This is a genomic window from Bacteroidota bacterium (assembly GCA_039821555.1).
In the GTDB taxonomy this organism is placed as follows: domain Bacteria; phylum Bacteroidota; class Rhodothermia; order Rhodothermales; family Rubricoccaceae; genus JBCBEX01.
In genome coordinates this window covers 1-24,848 of record JBCBNX010000006.1, presented here as the reverse complement: position 1 = coordinate 24,848, position 24,848 = coordinate 1, and the positions used below count along the sequence as shown (strand labels likewise).

Genomic DNA, 24,848 nt, shown 5'->3' with positions numbered 1-24,848 from the left:
TTACCAAAAACTGTCCCCCTCACGCGTGAGGGGGACAGCTTGACCGCCGTATCAGGCGCGTCAAGCGGGGGGAGCCGCCGCGCTGCGATGCCCCATCGAGCTTCGGCGCTGGTGCCTCTCGTCAGCCACGGCACACAACGCTCAGAAGTACCGAATCCACCACCGGTCGCTGGTGCGCTTGTACTCGCCGAACGCACGCGTCGGGACGTAGAGCGCGGCAGCGAGGAGGAACGTGAGTGCCCAGATCTGCCACACGTGGTCGATGTGGTAGAGGTCGCCCGCGTTGGGGCCGACGGTCACGAGCACCAGCTTGTAGCAAACCAGCAGCACGTAGAGGTGCAGCGTGTAGACGAACATCGGCGCCTGACCGAACGTCTGAAGCACGCGCGTGGCGGCGGTGTCGCGCGTGTCGAACCACGCCAGCAGCAGGAACGCGACGCCAAGCGTGAGCAGCAGGAACGCCAGCGACGGCGGGTACTTCGTGTAGTTGAGCATCGTCACCAGCGTGTCGAGGGGCGTCGCGCCGACCGTCCACGGGAGCGCCTCGCCGTAGAGGTTGAAGCCCCGCAGGACGACGAGGAGCGCCAGGCAGCCCCCGCCGAGCTGCACGAGCCGCCGCGTCCGGTGCTTCGCGTCGACCGCCGCCCCGTAGAGCGGGCCGAGCGCGTAGCCGCAGAGGATCACCCCGATCCACGGCAGCGCGGGGTAGGAAATCCACAGCGAGACCACGTCGCCCTCGACCAGCATCCCGCGGTCGTGCAGGATCGTCCACAGCGCGTACCCGACCTCGCCCGGGGCAACGTCAATCGGGTCGAGCAGGTTGTGGCCGACGACGATCGCGAGGCCGAGCGCGGCGATGACCCGGTGCGGCAGGCGCACGGCCACCGACAGCGCGATCATGCTCAGCCCGATCACCCAGATGACCTGCAGGTAGATCGTGTCCGGCGGGAAGCCCCAGAACCACGCCTGGTTGATGAGGACGACCTCCAGCGCCACCAGGAACAGCCCGCGCGTGAACAGGAAGCGGCTCGGCGAGCGCGTCTCGCCCGACCGGGGGTGCGCATACAGCCACGCGCCCAGCCCGGCGAGGAACACGAAGACCGGCGCGCAGAGGTGCGACGACAGCCGCGTGAAGAACAGCCCCGCGCTCGCGGCCTCCAGGTCCACCGGGTCGCCGATGCGGATGTGGTAGAAGAACCGCTCCCGCACGTGGTCCACCATCATCAGGACGATGACGAGCCCGCGCATGACATCGATGGAGGTGATGCGCGGGCGGCGCGTGGTCGGTGCCTCGCGCTGCGCCGCTACGCTGTCCACCCGCTCGGTCGATTCGGTAGGCATGGGGCGGTTCAGGCGAGGGCAGACTTCGTGCAAGCGAGGTGCCGAGAACGACGGTCACCCCGGCCCTAGAGCATAGGCAATCTGCTGGAGAACGTGTCGAGCGCGAGGACCTAGCCCCAGAACCGCGTCGTCCGGTCCGCCTCCGTCGCAAAGCCGTACGCGTACGGGCCCACGAATCCGGGTACGCGCATGTCTCGATGTAGATGAGCAGGAAACTGAGGACGACCACGCCCCGAAGGTCACATCGACCATCTAAGCAAGTGTATGACACAAAGATGTCACCTTAGGCAAGTAGCATACAATGCTCAATGCAGCAGTATAGTTGTTAAAATTGCGCAGCTATTTCCGTACATTTCAGCCCCAAATGCAACTTCTTGCCCAAATGCCGATTAGCCTGAAAGATTTTACACACCTAAGTCGTCTTGCCATTAGCGGTGACTCTGCCAGCGCGGTTGCTCTGGTTCGACGGATAAGCCGCCGTCTTTCGAAGACTGATCCAGAAGCCGCTGCTACGCTCTACGAGCTAGTGTCGGGTAGCACTACGCCTCTTCGCAAGGCCGCTGTCCCAGCGCTCCCAACAGATCAGGACAGCCGACTTCACCTCGTTAAGTTTGAGCCTTCGGTTAGGTTGGGTATTGAGCCTGTTTGGACTGAAGAGGTAGGGAAGGTTCTATCTGACATTATTCAGGAAAGGGAACGTGCTGATGAGCTTGCCGAGCGAGGGTTGCTCCCTACTAGGACTCTTCTGCTAACCGGCATGCCTGGTGTTGGGAAAACCCTTGCAGCCCAATGGATATCTCAGTCACTCGAGTTGCCTCTGATGACGCTTGACCTCGCAGCGGTGATGAGCAGCTATCTCGGCAAGACTGGAAGTAACCTGCGCTCAGTGCTGGATTATGCCGCGAAGACTCCATGCCTCTTGCTTCTCGACGAGTTCGACGCCATCGCGAAACGCCGCGGAGACGACGTGGAGCTTGGCGAACTCAAGCGTCTCGTTACTGTCCTACTCCAATCTGTCGATGAGTGGCCCGCGCATGGCCTCTTGGTTGCCGCCACGAACCACCCTGAGCTGCTCGACCCAGCTGTGTGGCGGCGGTTTGACATAGTCCTGGAGTTACCTATCCCAGAATCTGATTCCATTGGAATGGCTATCCGTCAATTCATCGACGACGCCTTTACTGTGTCTAACTCGACTGTAGATGCAGTAGCGTCCGCTCTCTCTGGAAAGTCTTATGCAGACGCTGACAGAGTTGTACGCCGGGCACTGAGGGCAGCGGTCATCAAAGACATAGATCCTGAGGAAGCGCTCATTGAGGCAGCTATTCTAGGACGGAGCGGTCTGTCAGGAGATCTCAATAAGAATGATCGCATCAGACTTGCCCTTGAATTGGTTCGAATCGGTAAGACCCAAACCAGAGCAGCAGAGGTCGCTGGGATCTCTCGAAACACCGTCTCCAAGTACCTCAGCAGATCATAGCTATGAGTGAGCAAACGAACTATCTCCTTGGACATGGCGAGCGTTTGACCTATCGGGTCGCACGTCACCAAGGCGGTGACAGCAAAAAACCGGCATACGACTTTAATACTGCCCTTGAGCGTATAGGAGCCGATGTCGCCCAAGCAACACGCGTGTTTGAATCGCTACCGGACTTGGCTTGTCCACGAGACGAAGCGGTAGCATCTATCACGATGCATCCCCGCTACATATCCAAAAGCGATCATCCAGCTAATTTTCTTAACCAGATTGGCCTACGTGCCCTTGGTAGTAAATCTGCTATTATCAAGCCGGATAGCTGGGGTGTAGCAAACCCTCCGCAGGAAGCAGTCACGACCGTACTATTTGTGGCCGGGAAGAGAGGGTCTTTCGATGATTGGTCGAATGCTTTTACCTCTTGGCCTGACAGTGGTGCTGCGAGGGACATTATGAAGTTCGAGTCTGTAGATCCACTGACTTCAGCTGAGCGAATTCGTGCCATACCGGACGCTTCAGAGGTTCAGTTGGAACTTGTTCTCCACTCTGATCCATCTGGTCTCATCGTTGACGCTTTTGAGGCTTACGCAAATGCAACGGGCGTATCACTCGATCTCGATCGCAGTAGAGTGGTCGGTAATCTTTGCTTTATGCCTGCCAATGCTGCGAGAGAGCAAATAGAGCAACTCGCAGAATTTACTTTCCTACGAGTCGTTCGCGGGATGCCACAGTTGCGCCCGCTCATTACCCCAGTATTTCGTGTCTCAACTGCAGCTAGTCACGTCTCAATCCCAGATGGAGCCCCTCAAGACTCAGAAACGAGTATTGCTGTATTTGACGGTGGCATTCCGGAAGGCGTTACACTCGACTGGGTAACCGAATATGACACTACAGGCGTAGGCCCGAAGGACAAAGAGTGCACCGAGCATGGCCTAATGGTGACTTCAGCCGTGCTGTTTGGCCATCTCGACCCGAGGCTACCCATCGAGCTTCCTTATGCCAACGTAGACCATTACCGTGTACTAGGCGATGATGCAGGCTCACAAGAATCCAAGCTATACGACGTACTCGACAGAATCGTAGAGGTGATTGAATCCGAATCCAACTCATACGAGTTTGTCAACATCAGCCTTGGTCCAAGAATGGAGATAGACGATGATGATGTAACTCTTTGGACAGCTCAACTAGACGAGGTGTTAGGTCGAAAAAATATCCTAACGACAGTTGCTGTCGGTAATGATGGACAGCTAGACGACGCCCTGGGCTTGAATCGAGTCCAGCCGCCTTCTGACGGTGTGAATGTGCTTGCGGTAGGAGCAAGTGCTTATGCGGGTCCGAATTGGTCTGTTGCAGACTACAGTTGCGTTGGCCCTGGGCGTTGCCCGGGCTTAGTCAAACCAGACGTTGTAGGGTTCGGGGGTAGCCCACCTGAGCCCTTCCTTGCTCTTTCTAAAGAGGACGAGTTGGGAGCAACGGCGGGCACTTCCTTCGCGGCACCTTCAGTACTGCGCTTAGGTGTCGGCGTTAAAGCAGCCCTTGGATCCGAACTTAGCCCACTCGCCATCCGCGCTCTTCTCATACATCACTCAGATCGCGGGGATGAAACCCAGAAACGCGCTGGATGGGGTCGAGTGCCAGATGGGATTGCTGATCTCTTGACGTCAGATAGAGACACAGTTCACGTAGTCTATCAAGGTGAGGTCCCATTTGGGATCCAAGTTCGTGCGGACATTCCCGAACCGCAGGGAGGGTACCAAGGCATGGTCGATATCGCTGCAACTTTCTGCATAGCATCAGCAGTAGATCCCAACCATGCCAATACATATACGCGCTCTGGGCTGGAAGTAGTCTTTCGCCCTCACGAGGAAGTTTTTACAGAGTATCGTGACGGAAGCCACTCAAATCATGCTAAACCAGCAGCTTTCTTCACTCAACGGCAAATGTACCCACCCGATTACGTTTTAAGGAGTGACAGCCATAAATGGGAGCCTGTTCTGAAATCAAAAGTCAGGAAGCGATCCCAATCGCTGAAGAAACCATGCTTCGATATATACCGGTTCGAGCGTGAAGAGGGAGCAGCCCCCACAGATTCAGACGTTCTCAGATATGCTCTGGTGGTGACGGTAAGGGCACACCGCATGCAAGACCTTTACGACCAAATTGTCCGCTCGTATCAGAATGTTTTAACCCCGCTACAACCCAAGATCGAGCTCCGACTTCGAACCTAGGGCTACTCGGAGCTATGCAACATCTACGATTGCTTATAGTGGGCTATTCGATTAAAGCAGCAGAGCTTACGTCACCACTTCCTATACCGAGCACGTCCTCCAGGAAGGTAGCCTGGTAGCGATAGTAGAACAGCCGGTTGGCCAGCTTGCGCCAGCCGTGCCCCTCGTCGAGGAAGCGCACGTACGGGGCGGGCACGCCGCGCGCGCGGAGGTTGCGCACCATCACCTCCGTCTCGGCGATGTCGATGCGCGGGTCGCGGGCGCCATGCGAATACAGCACCGGCACGTCGATGCGGTCGGCCTGGCGGATGGGCGAGTTCTCCTCGTAGAAGGCCCGCCAGCGCGGCTCGGTGATGTCGCCGTACTCGATGCGGTCGGAGGCTTTGAGGCCGGGCGAGGCGACTTCGAGCGCGGTCACCCAGTCGGCCACGCCGTAGAGCGCGGCCCCAGCGGCGAAGTAGCCGGGGTAGGCCGCCAGCACGGCGTTGACGGCATAGCCGCCGTAGGAGCCGCCTACGACGGCGGCGCGGTCGGCGTCCACCAAGCCTTGCTCGCCCAGCCAGGTGAGCATGTCCACGAGGTCGCGCACGGAGTCGAGGCGGCGCTCCTGGTCGTCGAGCGTGACGTAGGTGTGGCCGAAGCCCGTCGAGCCGCGCACGTTGGGCTCGAAGACGGCCAGGCCGCGATCGACGTGGTACTGCACGACGGGGTCGAATGTGGGCCGTGACTGCGCGGTCGGGCCGCCGTGGACGAAGAACACCACGGGCGGCAGGCCGTCGTTGGTGACTGTACCATTTGTGTGGGCGGCTGCGCGGGAGGCATCGTCAGGGAGGTAGAGCAGGCCCTGCACGGTCACGCCGTCGCGGGCGGGCAGCGTGACGCTCTGCGGCCGGACGAGCCGGTCCGGGTCGAGGCCACCCAGGCTCGCCGTGAACGGCTGGTGCACGGCACCGCTGCCGAGGTCCCACACGACGACGCTGCCGGGCGTCCGCCAGCCGTTGACGGTGATCGCCAGCCGGTCCGAGCCGGTGGTGCACTGGAGGCGGTAGACGCCATCAGGGAGATCAGGCACGTCGAGCATGGCGGCGTTCTCTTCCGAATTACTGCCCTCCGCGCTCAGGTCGCGGGCCTGGAGTCGGCTGTAGCCGCCGTCGTTGACGCTCCACACGAGGAAGCGACCGCCGTCGCCGCAGAGCGTCACCTCCTCGGCGTCGCCCTCGGCCGCCGCGATGTTCTCGAAGCCCCCGCTCTCACCATCGGCACCGAGACGGTAGAACGCAAGCGCCGCGAAGTCGCGGTCGCGGTTGGTGGCGAGGTAGAAGCCCAAGCCGTCGGGGGCCCAGGCGATGCCGCCGCGGGTGTGGTTGGCGCGCCGCTCCGGCGTCGAGAGCGTATCGAGATCGCCCGTCTGGAGGTCGAGGAGGTAGAGGTTGTCCGAGTCCTCGCCGACTGTCTCGCTCACGACGGCGTAGCGCCCGTCCGGCGAGACAGCGCGGACGAAGAAGCCGAAGGTGCCTTCGAAGACAAGTTCGGGCGTACCGCCGTTCAAGTCCGCGACGTAGAGGTCGTAGTCCAGGCGGTTGCGTTCGGTGGAGGCGTAGGCGATGGTGTCGTCCGCGAGGAAGTCGCCGAAGACGCGGAAGCCACCGCTGACGGCTGGGAGCACGCGCCGCTCGTCGGTGCCCGCAGCGTTGATGCGGAAGTAGGCCTCCTGCTCATTGCCGTCGTCGTCGGCGCCGTAGAGGAGGTTGCCGCCGGGCGTCCAGCGGAAGAAGCGGATGCCGGTGCCGTAGGTGAGGCGCTGCGGCTGGCCGCCCGTCGCGGGCATCGTCCACACCTGCGCCTCGCCGGTGATCGACCACAGGAACGCGACCGTCTCGCCGTCGGGCGAGAGCCGCGCGCTGCTCACGCCGCCGTTCTGGGCGAGCAGGTAGCGCCCGATGTCCGCCGGGTCGCTCCCCGCGAGTCCTGCTCCCGGCGTCTCCCCATCGGGCGAGACCGCTTCGAGGCTTTCGTCATAGCCCACCTCGCCCCCAGCGACCTGGGCCTGCGCGGCGGGCATCACAAGACCCGCCAGCAACACAGCGACGGCAATTCGGAAGAGAGACGACGGAGACATGGGCCGGAGAAGGTGCAGCGAGAGGTGGTGGTATGTGGGCCAACGTGAGATCATTCCGTAGGCCGAAGATGATACGCCTCCAAGCCACGGGGTAATCAATGCCTCTGAGGGCGTTGGGCCACGTCGCCAGGGGAGCCGCTTCTCTCCACCATTGTCATCCCGGACTTGATTACTGCATGAACCCGCGGTTTCGGGATCCATACCATCCACCGTGTGGATTGACGGCGTCAGCCTTCGTCTCCTCCCTTCGCGCCGGTAAGGGTAGGTGTTCACTCAGATCCGCTCTCCTTGTCATCCTGAGCGCAATCCGCACAGCGGATGAAGCCGAAGGACCTGGTTCGTATCTCTCCGCCAAGAAGTGACTTGGATGCTGATCGATAGATCCTCCGACTCGCTACGCTCGCTCAGGATACCCTCGTTTTGTGGAAGCCTACCCTTGTCAGCGCCTTCGCAGGGATGACTCTGTCGGTAGCGACGAATCACCACGTTGTGCTACGGCGCGTCCAAGACAGCCCGGAAGCCCTGCCCTTCGTTGCCGTAGCTCGCCTCGTAGGCCCCGTACGTCCGGTCGGCTACCTCGGCGAGGGCGAGCAGCCCCTCCGTGCCGCCCCGGTAGCCGCTGCCGAGTGCGCGCGGCCCCGGCCAGTCCGCGTTGACGAAGCCATACGGGTAGCCGAAGTCGTCCACGTAGCCCTGGCCGGGCGTCCCGCGAAACGCGCGGCCCTCCGGCGTGCCGACAGAAACGACGCGCTCCCACAGCCCACCGCGGAGATCGACCACGCCCCAGCGCGAGCGCCGCTCGGACGCGCCCACACGCTCGGGAAGTGCGCCGTCGGCATAGCGGGCGGAGTCGGCGGGCGTGCCTGCGGCGGCCTTCTCGTATTCGAGTTCGGTCATCGGGCGGAGGCCCGCCCAGGAGGCCCAGCCGATGCCGTCGGCCCAGCCGAGGAAGTTAGCGGCGCGGTCCGGCAGGCGCGCCGCGCAGCCCGCATCGCCACATGAGACGGTGCCGCCCTTGTCCGCGTAGCCCGGATACGTTGAGATGTCACGCGCGGACCGGGCACGCGGTGACAGTAGCGTGAGGAAGTCGGCGTACTGCCCCTGCGTGATGGGATACTTCATCACGTAGAACGACGCAGTCCCCTTCGGAAACGCAGCGGGAATCGGCCCGGCTTGGTCACCGCCGACGTAGGCCTCGCCGTCGGGCACGTCGTAGTACAGCGCCGACGGCCCCGCGCCCACGGCGATCTCGTCTTCGGACGCGATACGGTAGGTCCCGCCGTCGGCCGAGCGAAACGCGTTGGGCTGGCGGAGGCTGTCGACGACCGCCTCGCCGACCTCGAACGGGCCGCCGGGCACGTGCACCAGCTCGACGCCGAGCACGCGGATCGGCACGCCGTCTTCGGGCAGGTCGAAGTAGCTCGCGCCGTAGGTCCACGTGGCCTGGACAGTGGCCTGGACCTCGCCTCGGCCGTCGGCGGCGCGGTGCAGCACGAGGCCGTTCGCATATCCGGCGGGCAGCATCGAGGGCGTCGCGGTTGCGGAGGTGCGGCCCTCGGCTGTGACTTCGGGCGTGAGCCGGAGGCTGCTCCACACGCTGGGCTCGCGCTCGAACTTGGCGAAGAGCCACACGGCATCCCAGCTCTCGCCATCGCGCCACGACTCTTCCCACCTTACCTCGAAGGTGACGGGGACCGACTGCGCCGCCGTGTCCTGGTCGGCGAGATGAACGCGGACGTTCTCGATCTCGACGGACTGAGCGTGTACCCCGGTGGTCACGCTCACGGTGAGTAGCGAAAGGACGGCGAACGCAAGACGGCGCATAGCTGACAACGGGGCGGCAACGGTAGAAGGGCGACACCGCAGTGTAACGCCTACGAACCAAATCTGTTGGTCGCATCGACAGGCGGCGATGTCGTGCCGGTAAGCGGCGACACTACCTACCCCACTACGGCCTGGACTTCCGTCCCGCTACGAACCGCCTCACCACGAACCGCGCCCGTGGCCACGTCGATGCGCGTGAGCACGTCCACGAACGCTTGAACGTAGGCAGGCTCTGCGCCGGTGCGCGTCGCGGCGTACCACCGCCGTCGGACGCCCGATTCGGTCACGGGCACGGTGGCGAGGCCGCCGCGCTCCAGGTACGGTGCCACGGCCCAGCGCGCCATCGCGGTGACGCCCAGCCCGGCGCGGACCATCCCGACGGCCCCCTCGGTCGAGAGCGGGACCGGAGTAACGCGGCCTGGCACGGCCCCAGCCTCGGCGACGAGGCCCAGCACGCAATCGCGCTCGATGCAGTCGTGCCACACGAAGAGGTGCGCCCCATCGAAGTCAGCGGCTTCCACCCACGGCTGCGCGGCCCACGGATGCCCCTCCGCCACGACCGCGACAACCTCGTCCTCGAACAACTCGACGAGGCGGAGGTCGTCGAGGCTGTCGTTCGTTGTCAGCAATGCCACATCGACGGCGCGCTCGCGCAAGGCGGCCCCCGGTCGCTCCGCCGCTCCGGCCGCGATCTCGACGTCCACGAGCGGCCAGCCCGCGCGGAACGCGCTGAGCACTGGCGGGAGCCAGTGGTAGGTCGTGTAGCACTCGGCGGTCACGCGGAGCGTCCCGCTGCGACCCGCCGCCAGCACGGCAAGGTCAGACTCGGTCCGCTGCACCTCGGCGAGCACGACGCGCGCCGAGTCGAGCACGCGCGCGCCGGCCTCGGTCAGCACGAGCGAACGTCCACGCCGCTCGAACAGCGCGATGCCCAGGCGGTTTTCCACGTCGCGGAGTTGGTGAGACAGGGCAGGCTGTGAGAGCATCAGGCGCTCGGCCGCCGCCGTCAGCGTGCCCTCCTCCACGATGGCGCGGACGAGACGCAGGTGGCGCAGGTCGAGCGTACCGAAGTCCATAACGAGAGCGAATGGGTTGGATGAAAACAATCGATGGACCGGATGTGGGACGTTCCGGTTCCATCACAACCAGGCCGAACCGTTCGCTGCTGACCAGCCATCGTCGCCTTCGTGCTTGTGCGCAGGTGTGAACGTGTAGACGCACACGGTCCCCTGCACACGCGCACACCTGCATACGTCCACACCGCGGGCCTGCCTCTCCCATCTACCTCTGCTCTCCCCTTTCGACATGCCCGACCTCCCAGCAGCCATGACCGCTGTCGTCCTCGATGACTTCGGCACGCCCTCGGCTTTCCGCACGGCCACGATTGACACGCCCATGCCCGGCCCGGACGGCGTCCGCGTCCGCGTCGAGGCGACGAGCGTCAACCCGGTCGACTATAAGATCCGCGACGGGTCTGCCGCGATGCTCGCGCCAGACCTCCCCCGTGTGCTCCACATGGACGTTGCCGGGACCGTCGCGGCTGTCGGTGCCAACGTGACGGGCTTCTCCGTCGGGGATGCTGTCTTCGGCTGCGCGGGCGGCATCGCCGGGGCCGAGGGGCCGCTCCAGGGCGCGCTCGCTGACTACATGGTATGCGACCCGGCGCTCCTCGCCCTGAAGCCACCGTCGCTCTCGTTTCGTGAGGCCGCGGCCCTCCCGCTCGTCTGGCTGACGGCGTGGGAGGGGCTCGCCTGGACGAAGGCTGCTGTCGGCGAGGGCACCCGCGTGCTCGTCTATGGCGGCACGGGCGGTGTCGGGCACATGGCGGTGCAGCTCGCCAAGGCGCTCGGCGCCGAGGTCACCGCCACGGCCTCGTCTGACGAGAAGGGCCAGACGGCTCGCGACCTCGGAGCAGACTACGTCTCGGACTACCGCACCGAGACGACCGAGGCGCTCGTCGAACGCGTGACAGGCGGCGCGGGGTTCGACGTCGTCTTCGACACGGTGGGCGGCGACAACATCGCGACGGCGTTTGGCGCGGTCCGCGCGAACGGGCATGTCGTCACGACCACGTCCAGCCAGGCGCTCGACCTGACGCCGATGCACATGAAGGGGCTGTCGCTGCACGTCGTGTTCATGCTCCTGCCGATGCTGAGCGGACAGGGCCGCGCGCGCCACGGCGACGCCCTCCGCGAAGCCGCGCGCCTCGTCGCGGCGGGCCAACTGCGCCCCCTGCTCGACGACCGGCGCTTCGGCCTCTTCGACGCCGCCGCTGCCCATGCCCACGCCGAGTCCGGCGCAGCCGTCGGCAAGGTCACCCTCGCTCGCGAGAACACTGCGTAACCCAGATTCGACCTGCTGCTACCGCCTAAAGCTGTGACGTTGCGAAGCCGTATGCCTGCACCGCCGAACGCTACGATGCCAAATGCTGTGACACCCGACTCCCAGCCTGCCCCCGAGGAGCGGGTGGAGGCTCCGGGGTTTCGTCCGATCAACCGAGGCTACGGCTCCGTCTTCCAGCCTGGGCGGCTGACGCTCGGGCTGGTCGTGCCGATCGAGACGTACGACCGCGGGCCAGTGCCGACGATGCAGCGCCACCTCGACCGCGCGCGGCTGGCCGACGACCTCGGCTTCGCCGCGCTGTGGCTGCGCGACGTCCCGTTCAACGTGCCGTCGTTCGGCGACGCGGGGCAGCCATTCGACCCGTTGGTCTACCTCGGCGCGCTCGCCATGGCAACGGAGCGGATCGCGCTCGGCGTGGCGAGCATCATCCTCCCGCTGCGGCACCCGGCGCACGTCGCCCGGGCGGCGGCCAGCGCCGATGTACTCTCGGGCGGGCGGCTGCTCCTCGGTATCGCGTCGGGCGACCGGCCGGACGAGTACCCCGCGCTCGCGCAGCCCTTCGAGGAGCGGGGCGAACGGTTCCGCGATGCCTACGCCTACCTGCGACGTATGGCCGAGCGCACGCCCACCGTGGACAGCCCCTATGGCCGCGTCGGCGCGGGGATGGACCTGCTGCCCAAGCCCGTCGGCGAGCGGCTACCGCTCCTCGTCACGGGCAGCAGTCGCCAGGCCCCCGACTGGATCGCAGCGCACGGCGACGGCTGGATGCTCTACCCGCGCCACAGCGCCGTGCAGGCGCAGGCCGTGCGTGCCTACCGCGAGCGCGTCCTGGCGACGGGCCCCTTCAACAAGCCCGTGATGCAACCGCTCTACGTCGATCTCGACGGCGACCCCGATGCGCCGCCGCGCCCGCTCCACCTTGGCTTCCGGTCCGGGGCCAACGCCCTCACGGCCTACCTCCGCGCGCTGGAGGACGCGGGGGTGAACCACGTCGCGCTCAACCTCCGCTTCAACCGCGCCGACACCGAGGCCACGCTCCGCCGCCTCGCCGACGCCCTTCTCCCCGCCTTCCCGACGCACCACGACTGACGTGTCCATCCAGACTGCCGTACCCAAGACGATTCTCCTCACCGGCTCCACCGACGGTATCGGCCTCGAAACCGCCCGGCGGCTGGTCGCGAGCGGCCACCGCGTGCTCCTCCATGGGCGCAGCGCCGACAAGCTGGCCCGCGTCCAAGCCGAGATGACACAGGCCGGTACCGTCGAGGGCTACCTCGCCGACCTCTCCGTCATGGCCGAGGTTGCTGGCCTCGCGGATGCGGTGGCTGCCAATCACGCACACCTCGACGTGCTTATCAACAACGCCGGGGTCTACAACGCTGCGGCGCCGCGCACAGCCGACGGCCTCGACATCCGGTTCGCTGTCAACACTGTCGCGCCGTTCTTGCTGACCGAGCGCCTCCGCCCGCTACTGCCCGCCGACGGGCGCGTCGTCAACCTGTCCTCGGCGGCACAGGCTCCGGTTGACCTGGATGCGCTTGCGGGACGCCGTGCGCTCGCCGACGGCGCAGCGTATGCTCAGAGCAAGCTCGCGCTCACGATGTGGTCGCGGCAGGTGGGGCAGGCCAGAGGCGATACGGACCCCGTCGTCGTCTCGGTGAATCCGGGCTCGTTCCTCGGCACCAAGATGGTCAAGGACGCCTTCGGCATGGCCGGGCACGACATCGGCATCGGGGCCGACGTCCTCGTGCGGGCCGCGCTCGCCGACGACTTCGCTGACGCCTCCGGGCGCTACTTCGACAACGACGCCCGCCGGTTCGCCCCGCCCCACCCCGACGCGCTCAACGACGCCACGGTGCAGGCCGTGGTCGCGGGCATCGAAGCCATCCTGGCGAGGCTAGGCTACGCGTGAGGCTAGGCTACGCGTGAGGCTAGGCTACGCGTGAGGCTGGCTACTCAGCGGGCGTGACCGCAGCCACATCGAAGCCGCCTGTGGAGCGGACGTAGGCGATGCAGGCCACCTCACCGCGGCAGGCCACCTCGTGCGTGACCGCGCCCGTCGAGCCGACGAAGCTGCCGGGCTCCATCGCAGTGCCCTCGCTCACGTCGTCGGTATGACGGACGAGCGTTCCTTGTACGACAACGGCCCGAAAGCGTGGGCCGTGGCTGTGCACGCGTGCAGCCGTCCCAGCGGGCACCTTGACGAGCGCGCCGCTCGGGTCGTCGCCGCGCGGGAGCCCCCACAGCAGCGCCACCTCCGGACCGGTCTCGGGTCCCTCCAACCAGACGAGGTCCGACGTGCCCAGCCAGACCACGTTCGACGCGTCGACGTTGACTTCAACCTCGTCGGCGGCGAAAGCCTCCTCGGTAGGCTTGACGAGATACGGCCCGCCGTCGATCTCGATGTAGGCCACGTTGGTTACGCCCTGCGCCGAGGTGATGTGCACGTCGCCCGCGGGCTGCGTCCAGTAGGAGCCGGTCGGCATCCAGAGCGGCTCGGCCTCGGGGTCGTCGTTGTGGACGAGACCGTGGATGACCACCCCTCGGTAGGTCACGTTGTGGATGTGCGGCGGCGACGAGAAGCCGTCGTTGAACGCCACGAGGAAGCCGGTCGGACCGGCTCCGTTGCGGTCGCCCCAGAGCGTTCCGGCCCTCGGGCTGGCATCGCCCCGCGCCGGGTTGAGCGGCGTCCATTCGACCTCCGCCACCGGGACCACGTCCACCGCCGCAGGGTCGTCGCCCTGCGCACTGACGGGCGCCGCAACGAGAAGTGCCAGGGAAAGCAAGAGGACCGGTTTCATGAGGCGCGTGCACTGGACGATGGGATGGCTAGTCTGACGTGCCCTCTATCGACCGAGTTCGTCTCGACCGGAATTCCGCCTAGGGGCCCGACGTGTGGACTCTGACCACACACCTCTCAGCCGCGACTCGGCATGGGTGCACCTTGGGGCCGAGTAACGGACACGCAAACCGATTCGCCACCCTCTCCTTCTAGCCTCAGAAGATCCGGTTCGGATACAAGATCAACTGGATGAAGTTGAACTCGACGTTGCCGAAGGCGATGTCCTGACCCTCGGCCACCGGCAGGCTCAGGGTGGGGTACCACCGAAGGTTGGTGCGCAGAATCCACGACTGAAGCCGGTTCGGCCGGATGTCCCAGCCGAAGGTGAGCCCGAAGCCGACCTGCTGTTCCTCCACGTCGGCGGTCCGCTGCTGCTCGAAGGCCTCCTCGAAACTGAGTCGTTCATAGCTGATGGCGGGCCCCACGAACGGGACGAAGCCGTGGTAGTCGAACAGGTACTTGGTGACCTCGAAGACCATGGAGCGCCGCTCTAGCGCCTGCGACGCGCCGTAGACGTTCGTGGAGGTCCCGTAGCTCCGGTACGCCAGGCCGATGTTGAGGTCAGGCCGGTGGAGATAGTACCCGATGCCGAGGTCCGGCATGAGCGAGATGCCGTAGGGCTCCAGGTAGGGCCGCGCGGCTGTGTTGTAGCTGCTCTGGCCCAACCAGAAGGCGGAGGACATGCCTACCCCGAGAAAGACCCCGTCGAGCTTGCCCTGGCTCGCAAGACGGTCCGTGACAGCCTGCGTCTGGCCTGACTCCCAGGTCGCCTCCGCGCTGATCGTCGTGTCCAGTATGTACCTGTAGGCCAGGTTCACATAGACCGGCGGGAGGCTGACGGATTGGCGGGTCGCCCGGTCGATGGCATAGTCGTTCTCGTTGGCATAATTCCAAGCGAGCCCCAGTTCGACCAGGTGGTTCCGGGCGTTGAAGGTGACGCCACCGAGAAGCGGAAAGGCGGTCTGGTACAACTCAGGCCCATTCCCGAAAGCTAGGTTGCTGTTGGACTGCTCGAAGTAGAACGGGGCGACGGAGACACCAACGTAGGGTCTGAACTTGGCGTGCTGGATCCGCCAGGGGTAGTACTTGAAGACGGTCTCCACACCGCGCAAGAACTGGATCTCCTGGCCTCGCTCCTCGGTCTGCGGTGCGTAGAGGGGAATCGCGATGTGGAAGTCCGCGTGCCCCCAGAAATGGGTGCCGCCGATCACAAAGCGAGGGGCGTAGGCGCTGGGCAAGTCGAAGGACTGGACGCGGCCTGCGCCGTCGAGGTACCGCGTGGTCCCCCCGACGCTGGCTTCCACGTCGAGCCCCAGGTGAAGCTGCGCGAAGCGGTGCCGGGTCTGCTTCTCTGTGTAGACCTGGGCCTCGCACAGCTGGACCGGCAGCAATAGCAGGAGTGGTAGGAGGAGCTTTGCTCTCAAGGTGCGCATAGGGCGGCGTGCAATCACGTTGCGTCTCAGGGCCGGGGCAACATAGGCGCGTCCGTTGAGCTTCCGCTGGCCGTACGTGCTCGTTCGTACAGGCCAGGGCGCATGACGCGTATTGGGAGGACTTCACCTACCCGATCGGACCGTGGCGTATTCCGCTGCGAGCGAGTCAGGATGCACCTCCCAGGCGTGGTCCTCGTTATCGGCGTCGGCGTGGCGGGCCTTGACGATGTGCAGCGTTTCCACGCCGAGTCGATACCACCGCAGCGCTTCAGCGCGGTGCGCCGCACGCTGGTCGGCATCGAGGGCCAGCTCGGCGAGGGTGCGGTGCAGCCGAGCCGTGTGCGCGTAGGCGGAGCCCAGGTTGCCGAGGTAGACCACCGAGGTCGTGGCGCTCGTGACCGCCTCCTGCACCCGCACGGCCGCTTCGCACGCGGGGAGCGCCTCCGCCGGTCGGTCGACGCCCGCGAGCATGCGGCAGATGGAGCGGTGGAGCAGCGCGACGCGGTTGCCCGCTTCCACGTTGTCGAGGTCGGCCTCGTAGCGACGCTCGGCCAGCGCGAGCGAGCGGCGAAGCGCCACGAGGGCATCGTCGGTGCGGCCCCGGTTGGCGTACACCCGCGCGAGCGCCGAGAGCGCCCGGGCCTGCGCCTCCTCGCCCTTCTGGTTGGTCGGGTCGGTCTGCGCCATCGCGTCGGCGTAGGCGAGCGAGCGGCGGATCGAGGCCGGGGCCTGGTCGCCGTCGCGGAGACCGAGGCGGCCCTGCGCCAGCCCGAGGTACCCGTAGGCGATGTGGAGACCGTACTGCACCCGCGCGTGGTTGGGATGGCGCTCTTCCAGGCGATGCAGGAGTGGGAGCCCGTCCGCCTGCATGAGGTCGAGGAGCGCCGCGTTCTGTCCCGAGAAGCGCAGGCCGTCGGCGAGGTAGGAGGTGGCCCGCCAGAGGTGGAGCGCGAGCGCGAGGTCGTCGGGGGCATCGTTCACGAGCGGCTCCAGTGTGGCGATGCTGGCGTGGAGCGCCGCCAGTCCCTCGTCGTACTGCCCGTCGAAGACGAGGCCCCAGCCGTGCTCGCTCTGAATTCGGCCGTGCACGTGGCGCGCGTCAGCGCTGGGCGGCGTCTGCGCGACGAGGGGCGCGAGCAGCCCCATCGCCCGGCGGCGCATCGCGGTCACGTCGTCTTCGCCCCCACGCCAGCCGACAACGGCGGCCAGGTGGCCGTAGCTGTCGGCGAGCACCAGCCGCACGCGGGCGTCGGTCGAGTCGCGGCGCCACAGCGCAGCCCGCAGCTCGAACGCCCGGCGGTAGCTCTCGATCGCCCCTTCGAGGTCGCCGAGGTTGGTGTAGTGCGGGTGCCCCTGCACCTCGCCGACCTGTGCGTAGGCCTCGGCCAGTTCGAACTGCAGCGCAGGGTCGGTGCGCCCCTCCTGGTACAACTCGTTGAGGTAGGCGAGCGCGCTGGCGACGAGCGTCCGGCGGGCTGGCGTGGCCCCCGGCAGGTCGCGGATGCCATCATGGATGTCGGAGAGGAGCGTGTTGGAGAGGGCGCGCACGCTCTCGAACCGCTGCGCGGCGATGCGGGCCTGGCGCGTGGTGGCGAGGATGCCGCCGAGCAGCACCAGCGCGATCACCACCGTCGCTCCGACACCGACCGTGTGGCGACGCACGAACGCCGAGGCGCGGTAGAGCGGCGCGGACCGTCGGGCGCGGATGGGGAAGCCGTCGAGGTGCCGCCGGAGGTCGTCGTCGAGGTGGGCGGCGGAGGCGTAGCGCGCGGCCGGGTCCTTCGCGAGCGCCTTCCCAACGATGGCATCGAGGTCGCCCCTGAGCTGTCGGCGCAATCTGCGCAGAGTCGTGCCACGCAGCCGAGCCACATCGGCGTCCTCCAACCCCACGGTCGCACTCGGCGGCGACGGGACCTCCTCGCAGATCACGCGCTCGACCTCGGCGACGACGCGGCCTGGTACGTCGTAGGGGCGGCGGCCCGCGAGCAGTTCGTAGAGCAGCACGCCCAGCGCATAGACGTCGGTCGCGGTCGTGACCGCCTCGCCGCGCACCTGCTCGGGAGCGGCGTAGGACGGCGTCAGCGCGCGGACGCCCGCGCTCTCGCTGGGGCTCTCGACCGACTCCTCGCCCTCCAACAGCTTGGCGATGCCGAAGTCGAGCAGCTTCACGTGCCCCTCCGGCGTCACGAGGATGTTGGACGGCTTGAGGTCGCGGTGGACGATCAGGTTTTGGTGGGCGTACTGGACGGCGTCGCACACGTGGCGAAAGAGCCCGAGGCGGTCTCGGACGGAGAGCCGGTGCCGGTCGGCGTAGTCCGTGAGCGGCTCGCCCTCGACGTAGTCCAACACGAGGTAGGGCAGCCCGTCGGGCGCGCCGGGGAGTCCGGGCGTCACGCCGCCGTCCAGCAGCCGCGCGATGCCCGGGTGGTCGAGCGTGGCGAGCAGCCGCCGTTCCGCCTCGAAGCGGCGCACGAGCCGCCGGTCCAGCGCACCGCGGCGGACGAGCTTGATCGCAACGCGGCGTTCGAACTGCCCGTCGGCGCGCTCGGCGAGGTAGACCACGCCCATCCCCCCTTCGCCGACGGGCTGGAGCAGCCGGTACGGCCCTAGGCGCGTCCCCTCGGGCAGGCGCACGGGCTGGTCCAGCAGCGACCACACAGCCGCCGGCACAGGCTCGTCGAGAAAGGGCGTGTCGTCGTCGTGCGCGACCAGCAGCGCCTCGACCTCGGCGCGTAGCGCGGGATCGTCACACGCCTCGTCTAGGAAGGCAGACCGCGTCGCCCGGGGGCGCCCGACGGCGTCCTCGAAGAGGGCTTTCACCTGGTGCCAGCGTTGCGTTTCCATGAGCTTGGATGTCCTCGCCCCAATGCACGCCCTACAGCTTGCAGAGGATTGATTCGGAATGATGTCATCCTGAGCGAGCGCCGCGAGTCGAAGGATCGTTGTCCATCCCGGCGCTCATCGCGAGAACTGCAAGCTGGAACGTAGATCCCGTCCCTCTCTACTGTGCAGCATCGATGGCACGCGGCTCATCGTGCAGTGCCCGGCGGAGCCAGGCCCGGGCCGTCTGCCAGTCGCGCTTGACGGTGGCGGGCGAGATGGACAGGGCTGTGGCCGTCTCCTGCACGCTCAGCCCCCCGAAGTGGCGGCACTCGACGACACGACAGAGGCGCGGATCCAGCCGTTCGAGTCGCTCCAGCGCATCGTCGAGCGCGAGCAGGTCGTCGAGGCGGGCGTCGGTGAGCAGCATCGCCTCGTCGAGGGACCGCCGTGCCGCGCCGCCGCCGCGCTTGGCCGCATTGCGCTGTCGGGCATACCAGATTAGCACCCGCCGCATCACGCGCGAGGCGATGGCGAAGAAGTGCGCGCGGTTCTCCCACGCCGCGGGCCCGTCGCCCGCCAGGTTGAGAAAGGCCTCGTGGACGAGCGCCGTCGTGCTCAGCGTGTGCCCGTCGCGCTCGTGCCGCATGTGGTAGTGCGCCCGCTGACGAAGCTCGTCGTAGACCAGCGGCATGAGTCGGTCGAGCGCGGCCTCGTCGCCCCCCTACCACTCGTGCAGGAGTTGGGTGACCGCAGGAGAGGACGGTGGGGGCATGGGACGCCTCGGCAAGCCCAGAGAACTGAAAACATAGTGCTTGGCCTGCTTTCCTGCAATCCAGCTCGGAGCAGGACTGACCGCCCTCCTGGGTCGGGCCGGTCGACGATGTCACACGGGGTGAGCCCTCGTCCCCGTCTTTGTCCCATCTCTCTGTGACCACCTTGCTCACCGTGCCTTGGCCCAGATGCCCTCCCGTGCGATGCTTCGCGCCCCTCTGTTTTTCTTGCCCGTCCTCCTCCTGCTCGTCAGTGGACGCCCGAGCGCTCTGGCGCAAGACGCGCCGGGCCGTGCGATCTACGTCATCATGGACGGCTCGGGATCGATGTGGGGCGCGCTGCCCGACGCCTCGCGCAAGGTCGAGGTCGCCAAGGCCGTGCTCCAGAACTTCGTGGCGCAGGACTTCGGCAGCGCCGACCTTGCACTGCGCGTCTACGGCCACCGCGAGCGCCGCAACTGCCGCGACTCCGAGCTCGTCGTCCCCCTCGGCGACGCCGCGACGGCCGTGCCGCAGGTCGAGGCGTTCGCTCGCGAGTTAAACCCGCTCGGCATGACGCCCATCGCCTATAGCCTCCGGGAAGCTCTCAATGACATGGACGGGCGCGCGGGCGAGATCATCCTCATCACCGACGGCAACGAGACGTGCGACGAGGACCCGTGCACGCTCGTCCGCGCCTGGCGCGAGCAGGACATCGCCGTCAACGTGCACGTGGTCGGGTTCGGCATTGAAGCACAGGAACGGGGGGCGCTCCAGTGCATCGCCGAGGCCGCGGGTACCGCGTACCGCGACGCATCTTCCGCCGACGAACTCGCGGCCGAGCTGGCGCAGATCCGCGAGGACGTCGTCGAGGAATCCCCGACCGAAGCCGAGCCGGGCCCTCCGCCCAGCGGCGGCTCCGTGGCGCTCACCCTGCGCGGCGTGGATGCCCAGGGCAACGCGATGCCCATCGAAGGCCATCTCGTGCAGGACGGCGTCGAGCGCTTCGCCGTCACGAGCGACGGGCGCAACGTCGTAGAGGCAGGCCCCTACGACCTCGTCGTGGGCGTGCGCACGCAAAACGGCACGCTCTACCGCCCCGTGACGCGCCCCCTCACCACCAGCGCGACGGACGACATGGTCGTGGAGGTCGAGGTCGTCGTGCCGCCGTCGGCCAGCGCCGTGTTCATCGAGAACGGCGAGGAGCGGCGGGGCGCGCTCATCCGCGCCTACCAGGACGGCGCGGAGGTCTTCACCTTCCGCCCGTTCGACACCGTCTACGTGGACGAGGGCACCTACACGTTCCAGAGCACGCTCAACCAGGACAACACGCTGGAGGTCACCGCGTCGTTCGCAGCGGGCGAGCACAAGACGCTGCGCTTCGAGGCCGTCGCCACGGTCCGCGCGCGCTTCAGCATGCACGCGGGCTCGTCGGACGTCCGGCTGCGCGGCAACTACGACCTCTACCAGGACGGCGAGAAGCGCTACGATGTCCACACGTCGAACGGCGCCGACATCCGACCGGGCACCTACGACATCCACCTCGACAACGACCTCATTCCCCATGTCGAGCGGGGCGTCGTGGTGCCTGCGTCGCCAGAGGAGCAGCACATCGAATTCGACGTGCCCGTCGGGTTCGTAACGTTCGTCTACGAGAGCGCCGACGGGACGCGGGAGGGCGACCGCCGCGTGTTCATCGGGCGGGGCGAGCGCGGGCGGTCGCGCACGAAGCAGTCCGGCGAGCGCATCGCGCTCGTCCCAGGCACCTACCGCGCCGAGGGCTGGCCGGGCACCTACGACACGCTCGTCTTCGAGGTCGTGGCAGGCTCGGAGCAGACCATCGCCCTCCGCACGCCGTGACGCCTATTGTCGGTTCCCCCTTTCGTCTTGCCCGCACTCCTATGCAACCGCGTCGGCTCTCCCCGCTCCTGATCGCCCTGCTCGTCGTTTTTCCGCTGCTCGGCGCCCGCTGTAGCTCCGACTCGGACGACGACGCTACCCCGAATCCGACGGCTATGGAGGACCGCTTCGTCGAGGCCTGCCTGGACGCGCTCAACTGGGACGAGGCGCTCTGCACGTGCGCCGACGACCTCGCGCGCGCCGAGTTGACGGACACCGCCTACGATTTCGTCGTCGCGACCCTGAAGGACAGCGAGGCTGAGACCGCTCGCATCCGCCCGGAGCTGTCGTTCGAGGAGGCGACCTCGGCGGGGCTGTTCATGGTCCGAGCCGGGCAGGTATGCGCCGAAGCCACGGCCCCTGAAGCGCCACCTTCCGAAGCTGGCACGTGAGAGCCACTTCCTCGCCTCAATCAGTCGTATCGCGGTAGGCCCGGATGGCCTCGACCTCCAGTTCGAAGGGCCCATCGATACCGTCCACGATGTAGAAGCCGAACGCCTCCACGGACGCTACGTCGATGGGCGTGGCGTTGACCGGCTGGCCCCAGACCGTCGTGCCGAGGGCGCTGAAGGGCACGCGCACCCAGGTCCATTCAGGCGTCGTCTCGAAGGGGGCTTGCCGCGACACCCGCCGCCACCCGCGCATCGTCCCGTCGTCCACCTCGACCTCGAACGTCCGGCCGCCGCCGCGCACGCGCAGTTCGACGCCGTCGTAGGCGCTCAGGTCTGCTGCCCGGCTGATGCGGATGGACGTGAAGCCGCCGCCCTGCGTGACGAGCGTACCGTGAAAGCGGAGGACGCCGCTTTCGATGTTGATGTAACCTTGCGAGCGCCCGCCCATGACGCCGTCGTTGACGACCTGCCAGGCCGCGTCGTCGGGGGCGTCGAACTCGAACAGGGTCATGGTGGGATCAGACTGTTGATGCGCTTCAGGCTCGCCCTGATCCGGGCTAGTCGTGAGGGCGAGGAGGAGCGAAAGGAAAACGGGCAGCATGGCAGCGGGGAGAAGTGTGCGCGTTGAGACGCCCGCTCGCGCCACAGGTTGCCGCGTCGCACGCTACCGTCGCCATCGCGGCCACCAGCACCGCACGGCGCGCCGGTACTGCTCGAACGAGGCCCCAAACCGCGCGGCAAGGTCGGCTTCCTCCACGGGTCGGACGAGCGTGTGCCAGAGAAGACCCCCGGCGAGGACGTAGAGCAGCACGCCCCACGAGCCGAGGACGAGGCCGACGCCTGCCCCCTGCGTCAGCCCAGCGACCGCCATCGGGTTGCGGACCCAGGCATAGGGCCCGCGGATCACCAGCTTCCGGGCCGTGTCGAGCGGCAGCGGCGTGCCCTGCCCCACGACGGCCATCGTGGCCCCGCTCCAGAGGCCGAGCGCACTCGCCACCACGAACACGGCGACGCCGCCCCCCCGCTGCGGCGCAAACGACGGCACGCCGAGCATCGCCTCGATGCACACGAGCAGACCGGGAACGAGAAACAGCAACACCGCCCAGAAGACCGATGTTTGGAGCGCCGTTTTAGCCAGGTTCCACGCGGCCGAAGCCTCCTTTGCCTCTTGAAACAGCCTCGTCATGGCATTCTCTTCAGCGGGGACGGCATCGTCCCCGTCAGCCCAGGTCGTGAGCGAGGCGGAAGCCGTCGCCGCTCTCGCGGTAGGTGCGGACGTGCCGGGCGCGCATGGTGGTGCGGATTTCGTGCGGCGCGTTGAGCCAGGAGCCGCCCCGCAGGACGAATTCCTCGCAGGCCTCGCCGCCAAACAGGTTCGTCTGCAGCCCGAGCGCGTCGGCGTGCCCCGACTGCCAGCATTCGGAGACGAACTCCCACACGTTGCCGTGCATGTCGTAGAGCCCGAACGCATTGGGCGGGTAGCTCTTGACCGGCACCGTGGACGTCGGGCGGCCGCAGTCCTCGGTGATGAAGCCGTAGCGCGCCTTCGAGCAATCAGCCTCATCGCCCCAGGGGTAGGGGGTGGTCGTGCCTGCGCGGGCGGCGTACGCCCATTCGGCTTCGGTGGGCAGGCGATAGGCTCCGCCCGTCTCGCGGTTGAGCCACGGGAGGAACGCCGTCGTTATGTCGTTCCAGCTCATCTCGATTGCAGGACGGGTGCCTTTGCCCCAGCCGTTGTCGCCCCCGTCGGCGGTGTTGTCGGGGCAGGCCCCGGCGTCGATGCAGCGCTGGTAGAGCGCCCAGGTGGTCTCCGTCTCGGCGAGGTAGAACGCCGCCACCGACACCGACTGCTGCCGGATGCCGGCCTCGTAGTCCACCCACTCCTCTTCGATGCACGGCTCGTCGGCCTCGCCGCAGCCTTGCTGAAAGGTCCCGGCGGGGATCGCCTTCATCACAAACGGGACGCCCTGCACGACCTCGGTGTAGTCCGCGCCCGACTGAGCAGACCCGTGCGAACCGCTCAGGCACGCAGCAATCAGGAGGAGAGCGAGACGACTTGAACGAGGCATAGCACAAACAGGTAGGTGGCGTGAGCAGCTACGTAGAACAGTGGCAGAGGATACGCCCGACCTGAGCGCTTCCTCCGAGCATCGGGCGTGCTTACTCTGCGTGGGCTTACTCTGCGTGCTCGTGGCGGTCGCGCTCGTGGCGGCCGTGCTCGCGTTGGATCCGGTCGCGCCGGACGCGCTCGGCCAGGACCCGTTCGCGCGTGGGCACCTGCAGGGCGATGTAGGCCACACCGACCAGTCCGAGCGTGGCGACGGCTGAGCGCCCGATCCACGACGGGATCGACCAGAGGCTCAGCGAGACGGCCACGGCGATGGCAGCGATGGCCATTCCTTTGGCGCGCCTCGGCATTCCCAAGCCGTCGCGGTAGCCCTGCACCAGCGGCCCGATGGTGGGCAGCCCGAGCACCCAGCGCTCCAGGCGCGGACTCGACCGGGCGAAGCACGCCGCCGCGCCGATAAAGAATACCGTCGTGGGAAGCCCAGGCACCACCACGCCCAGCGCTCCTAGTCCGACGCACGACAAGCCAACGACGAGCCACCCTCCGCGTACCATGCGGCTGGAAGATGTCGGCGAAGCGTCCTCGTGGACAGACATGCGTGCGAGGGTCAAGACAGAGGGAGGGCTCTACGCTTTGGCCTAAGATCTGGATTCGGTAGGCAAGGTGGCGGGTGCCGCCTCGGGAAAATTCCCCACCGTGAGGAGATCGCCGAGGCAAGCACGTAATTGTGACCAGACCCCTCCTTACCCACAAGTGTCATGCGTACAGCTACCAATATTCTATTCGTTATCCTGTGCCTTGCATGCGCTCCCGCTTCCGCTGCGCAGGACGGATGTACGACCACGTGGACCCGCGCCAGCGGCGGCGCGTGGGGCGACGCCTCGAACTGGTCCGGCGGTATACCCACGACCGCCGACCGCGCATGCGTCCTCCTCGCGGGGACCTACACGATCACCTCGAACCGCATCGACGCGCTGTCGCTGCGCTTCGGTGGCGACGCTGGCACGCAGACGCTCGTGCTCACTGGCCCCGTCACGCTGTCCGAGCCGAGCACCCTGGGAGCTAACGCGGTGGTGGAGTGGATCAGCGGCTATCTGGAGGCGGGGACGCTCGTCAACGACGGCCTCCTCCGCTTCACCGGCGCCAACGCCAGCCGCGGCGCACGCGGCGCCACCGCCGTGCTCCGCAACCAAGGCACCACCACCTGGGAGGGCTCCGGCATCCTCTACGTCTACGACGGCGCCCGCTTCGAGAACGCAGCCGCCTTCAACGTCTCCGGCACCGGCAGCCTGCGGGGCTTCTCGGGCATCGGCACC

Annotated in this window: 19 protein-coding genes and 1 pseudogene; 8 read left to right on the top strand and 12 right to left on the bottom strand. The window is 66.7% G+C overall.

Features of this window, described 5'->3' with window-relative positions; translation table 11 throughout:
- Positions 1-141: 141 nt before the first annotated feature.
- On the bottom strand, positions 142-1,341 hold the full coding sequence (locus AAFU51_09080; protein ID MEO1571409.1) for a heparan-alpha-glucosaminide N-acetyltransferase domain-containing protein: 1,200 nt from the start codon (positions 1,339-1,341) through the stop codon (positions 142-144).
- Between the two features lie 364 nt (positions 1,342-1,705).
- Between AAFU51_09080 and AAFU51_09075 the strand changes: the two genes are divergently transcribed.
- Complete coding sequence (locus AAFU51_09075) at positions 1,706-2,818, top strand: AAA family ATPase (GenBank protein MEO1571408.1); 1,113 nt, start codon at positions 1,706-1,708, stop codon at positions 2,816-2,818.
- Between the two features lie 212 nt (positions 2,819-3,030).
- Positions 3,031-5,040: a S8 family peptidase gene (locus AAFU51_09070; GenBank protein MEO1571407.1), complete on the top strand. Its 2,010-nt coding sequence runs from the start codon at positions 3,031-3,033 to the stop codon at positions 5,038-5,040.
- Positions 5,041-5,083: 43 nt separating this feature from the next.
- Here the strand turns inward: AAFU51_09070 and AAFU51_09065 are convergent, their stop codons facing one another.
- From AAFU51_09065 to AAFU51_09055, 3 genes are all read right to left on the bottom strand, one after another.
- Positions 5,084-7,159, bottom strand: coding sequence for a S9 family peptidase (locus AAFU51_09065; GenBank protein ID MEO1571406.1), 2,076 nt, complete (start codon positions 7,157-7,159; stop codon positions 5,084-5,086).
- Between the two features lie 492 nt (positions 7,160-7,651).
- Positions 7,652-8,983: an SUMF1/EgtB/PvdO family nonheme iron enzyme gene (locus AAFU51_09060; protein MEO1571405.1), complete on the bottom strand. Its 1,332-nt coding sequence runs from the start codon at positions 8,981-8,983 to the stop codon at positions 7,652-7,654.
- A 116-nt stretch (positions 8,984-9,099) separates the two neighbouring features.
- Entirely contained in the window at positions 9,100-10,059 is a 960-nt protein-coding gene (locus AAFU51_09055) for a LysR family transcriptional regulator (GenBank protein ID MEO1571404.1), read from the bottom strand.
- Between the two features lie 229 nt (positions 10,060-10,288).
- On the opposite strand from AAFU51_09055, the gene AAFU51_09050 reads away from it, so the two are divergent.
- From AAFU51_09050 to AAFU51_09040, 3 genes are all read left to right on the top strand, one after another.
- Entirely contained in the window at positions 10,289-11,326 is a 1,038-nt protein-coding gene (locus tag AAFU51_09050) for a zinc-dependent alcohol dehydrogenase family protein (protein MEO1571403.1), read from the top strand.
- 87 nt (positions 11,327-11,413) lie between these two features.
- Positions 11,414-12,415: an LLM class oxidoreductase gene (locus AAFU51_09045; protein MEO1571402.1), complete on the top strand. Its 1,002-nt coding sequence runs from the start codon at positions 11,414-11,416 to the stop codon at positions 12,413-12,415.
- Position 12,416: 1 nt separating this feature from the next.
- The gene (locus tag AAFU51_09040) at positions 12,417-13,238 is read left to right on the top strand and encodes an SDR family NAD(P)-dependent oxidoreductase (GenBank protein MEO1571401.1); all 822 of its coding nucleotides are present in this window, start codon (positions 12,417-12,419) and stop codon (positions 13,236-13,238) included.
- Positions 13,239-13,278: 40 nt separating this feature from the next.
- Here the strand turns inward: AAFU51_09040 and AAFU51_09035 are convergent, their stop codons facing one another.
- The 4 genes and pseudogenes from AAFU51_09035 to AAFU51_09020 all read right to left on the bottom strand — a co-directional run bounded on the left by AAFU51_09035 (position 13,279) and on the right by AAFU51_09020 (position 19,130).
- Positions 13,279-14,127, bottom strand: a complete 849-nt coding sequence (locus AAFU51_09035) for a DUF4437 domain-containing protein (GenBank protein MEO1571400.1) — start codon at positions 14,125-14,127, stop codon at positions 13,279-13,281.
- Positions 14,128-14,323: 196 nt separating this feature from the next.
- Positions 14,324-15,601, bottom strand: coding sequence for a hypothetical protein (locus AAFU51_09030; GenBank protein MEO1571399.1), 1,278 nt, complete (start codon positions 15,599-15,601; stop codon positions 14,324-14,326).
- A gap of 123 nt (positions 15,602-15,724) precedes the next feature.
- A complete protein-coding gene (locus AAFU51_09025) occupies positions 15,725-18,445 on the bottom strand; it encodes a serine/threonine-protein kinase (GenBank protein ID MEO1571398.1) in 2,721 nt (906 codons plus the stop codon).
- A gap of 157 nt (positions 18,446-18,602) precedes the next feature.
- Positions 18,603-19,130, bottom strand: a pseudogene (locus tag AAFU51_09020) (ECF-type sigma factor).
- 268 nt (positions 19,131-19,398) lie between these two features.
- On the opposite strand from AAFU51_09020, the gene AAFU51_09015 reads away from it, so the two are divergent.
- The gene (locus tag AAFU51_09015) at positions 19,399-21,033 is read left to right on the top strand and encodes a VWA domain-containing protein (GenBank protein ID MEO1571397.1); all 1,635 of its coding nucleotides are present in this window, start codon (positions 19,399-19,401) and stop codon (positions 21,031-21,033) included.
- A 41-nt stretch (positions 21,034-21,074) separates the two neighbouring features.
- Positions 21,075-21,464 carry a hypothetical protein gene (locus AAFU51_09010; GenBank protein ID MEO1571396.1) on the top strand — a complete coding sequence of 130 codons (390 nt, stop codon included), beginning with the start codon at positions 21,075-21,077 and terminating at the stop codon, positions 21,462-21,464.
- A gap of 16 nt (positions 21,465-21,480) precedes the next feature.
- Here AAFU51_09010 and AAFU51_09005 read toward each other — a convergent pair whose 3' ends face one another.
- From AAFU51_09005 to AAFU51_08990, 4 genes are all read right to left on the bottom strand, one after another.
- A complete protein-coding gene (locus tag AAFU51_09005; protein ID MEO1571395.1) occupies positions 21,481-22,065 on the bottom strand; it encodes a CIA30 family protein in 585 nt (194 codons plus the stop codon).
- A 63-nt stretch (positions 22,066-22,128) separates the two neighbouring features.
- Complete coding sequence (locus AAFU51_09000; GenBank protein MEO1571394.1) at positions 22,129-22,650, bottom strand: isoprenylcysteine carboxylmethyltransferase family protein; 522 nt, start codon at positions 22,648-22,650, stop codon at positions 22,129-22,131.
- A gap of 34 nt (positions 22,651-22,684) precedes the next feature.
- Complete coding sequence (locus tag AAFU51_08995) at positions 22,685-23,533, bottom strand: SUMF1/EgtB/PvdO family nonheme iron enzyme (protein ID MEO1571393.1); 849 nt, start codon at positions 23,531-23,533, stop codon at positions 22,685-22,687.
- 106 nt (positions 23,534-23,639) lie between these two features.
- Positions 23,640-24,128: a YbaN family protein gene (locus tag AAFU51_08990; protein ID MEO1571392.1), complete on the bottom strand. Its 489-nt coding sequence runs from the start codon at positions 24,126-24,128 to the stop codon at positions 23,640-23,642.
- A 162-nt stretch (positions 24,129-24,290) separates the two neighbouring features.
- Between AAFU51_08990 and AAFU51_08985 the strand changes: the two genes are divergently transcribed.
- A partial coding sequence (locus AAFU51_08985; GenBank protein MEO1571391.1) for a hypothetical protein occupies positions 24,291-24,848 on the top strand: 558 nt, incomplete at its 3' end.

Bases quoted from the DNA above. Each gene is read 5' to 3' on its own strand.
- AAFU51_09080 (MEO1571409.1), bottom strand. From the start codon at position 1,341: ATGCCTACCGAATCGACCGAGCGGGTGGACAGCGTAGCGGCGCAGCGC.
- AAFU51_09075 (MEO1571408.1), top strand. From the start codon at position 1,706: ATGCAACTTCTTGCCCAAATGCCGATTAGCCTGAAAGATTTTACACAC.
- AAFU51_09070 (MEO1571407.1), top strand. From the start codon at position 3,031: ATGCATCCCCGCTACATATCCAAAAGCGATCATCCAGCTAATTTTCTT.
- AAFU51_09065 (MEO1571406.1), bottom strand. From the start codon at position 7,159: ATGTCTCCGTCGTCTCTCTTCCGAATTGCCGTCGCTGTGTTGCTGGCG.
- AAFU51_09060 (MEO1571405.1), bottom strand. From the start codon at position 8,983: ATGCGCCGTCTTGCGTTCGCCGTCCTTTCGCTACTCACCGTGAGCGTG.
- AAFU51_09055 (MEO1571404.1), bottom strand. From the start codon at position 10,059: ATGGACTTCGGTACGCTCGACCTGCGCCACCTGCGTCTCGTCCGCGCC.
- AAFU51_09050 (MEO1571403.1), top strand. From the start codon at position 10,289: ATGCCCGACCTCCCAGCAGCCATGACCGCTGTCGTCCTCGATGACTTC.
- AAFU51_09035 (MEO1571400.1), bottom strand. From the start codon at position 14,127: ATGAAACCGGTCCTCTTGCTTTCCCTGGCACTTCTCGTTGCGGCGCCC.
- AAFU51_09030 (MEO1571399.1), bottom strand. From the start codon at position 15,601: ATGCGCACCTTGAGAGCAAAGCTCCTCCTACCACTCCTGCTATTGCTG.
- AAFU51_09025 (MEO1571398.1), bottom strand. From the start codon at position 18,445: ATGGAAACGCAACGCTGGCACCAGGTGAAAGCCCTCTTCGAGGACGCC.
- AAFU51_09015 (MEO1571397.1), top strand. From the start codon at position 19,399: ATGCTTCGCGCCCCTCTGTTTTTCTTGCCCGTCCTCCTCCTGCTCGTC.
- AAFU51_09010 (MEO1571396.1), top strand. From the start codon at position 21,075: ATGCAACCGCGTCGGCTCTCCCCGCTCCTGATCGCCCTGCTCGTCGTT.
- AAFU51_09005 (MEO1571395.1), bottom strand. From the start codon at position 22,065: ATGCTGCCCGTTTTCCTTTCGCTCCTCCTCGCCCTCACGACTAGCCCG.
- AAFU51_09000 (MEO1571394.1), bottom strand. From the start codon at position 22,650: ATGACGAGGCTGTTTCAAGAGGCAAAGGAGGCTTCGGCCGCGTGGAAC.
- AAFU51_08995 (MEO1571393.1), bottom strand. From the start codon at position 23,533: ATGCCTCGTTCAAGTCGTCTCGCTCTCCTCCTGATTGCTGCGTGCCTG.
- AAFU51_08990 (MEO1571392.1), bottom strand. From the start codon at position 24,128: ATGTCTGTCCACGAGGACGCTTCGCCGACATCTTCCAGCCGCATGGTA.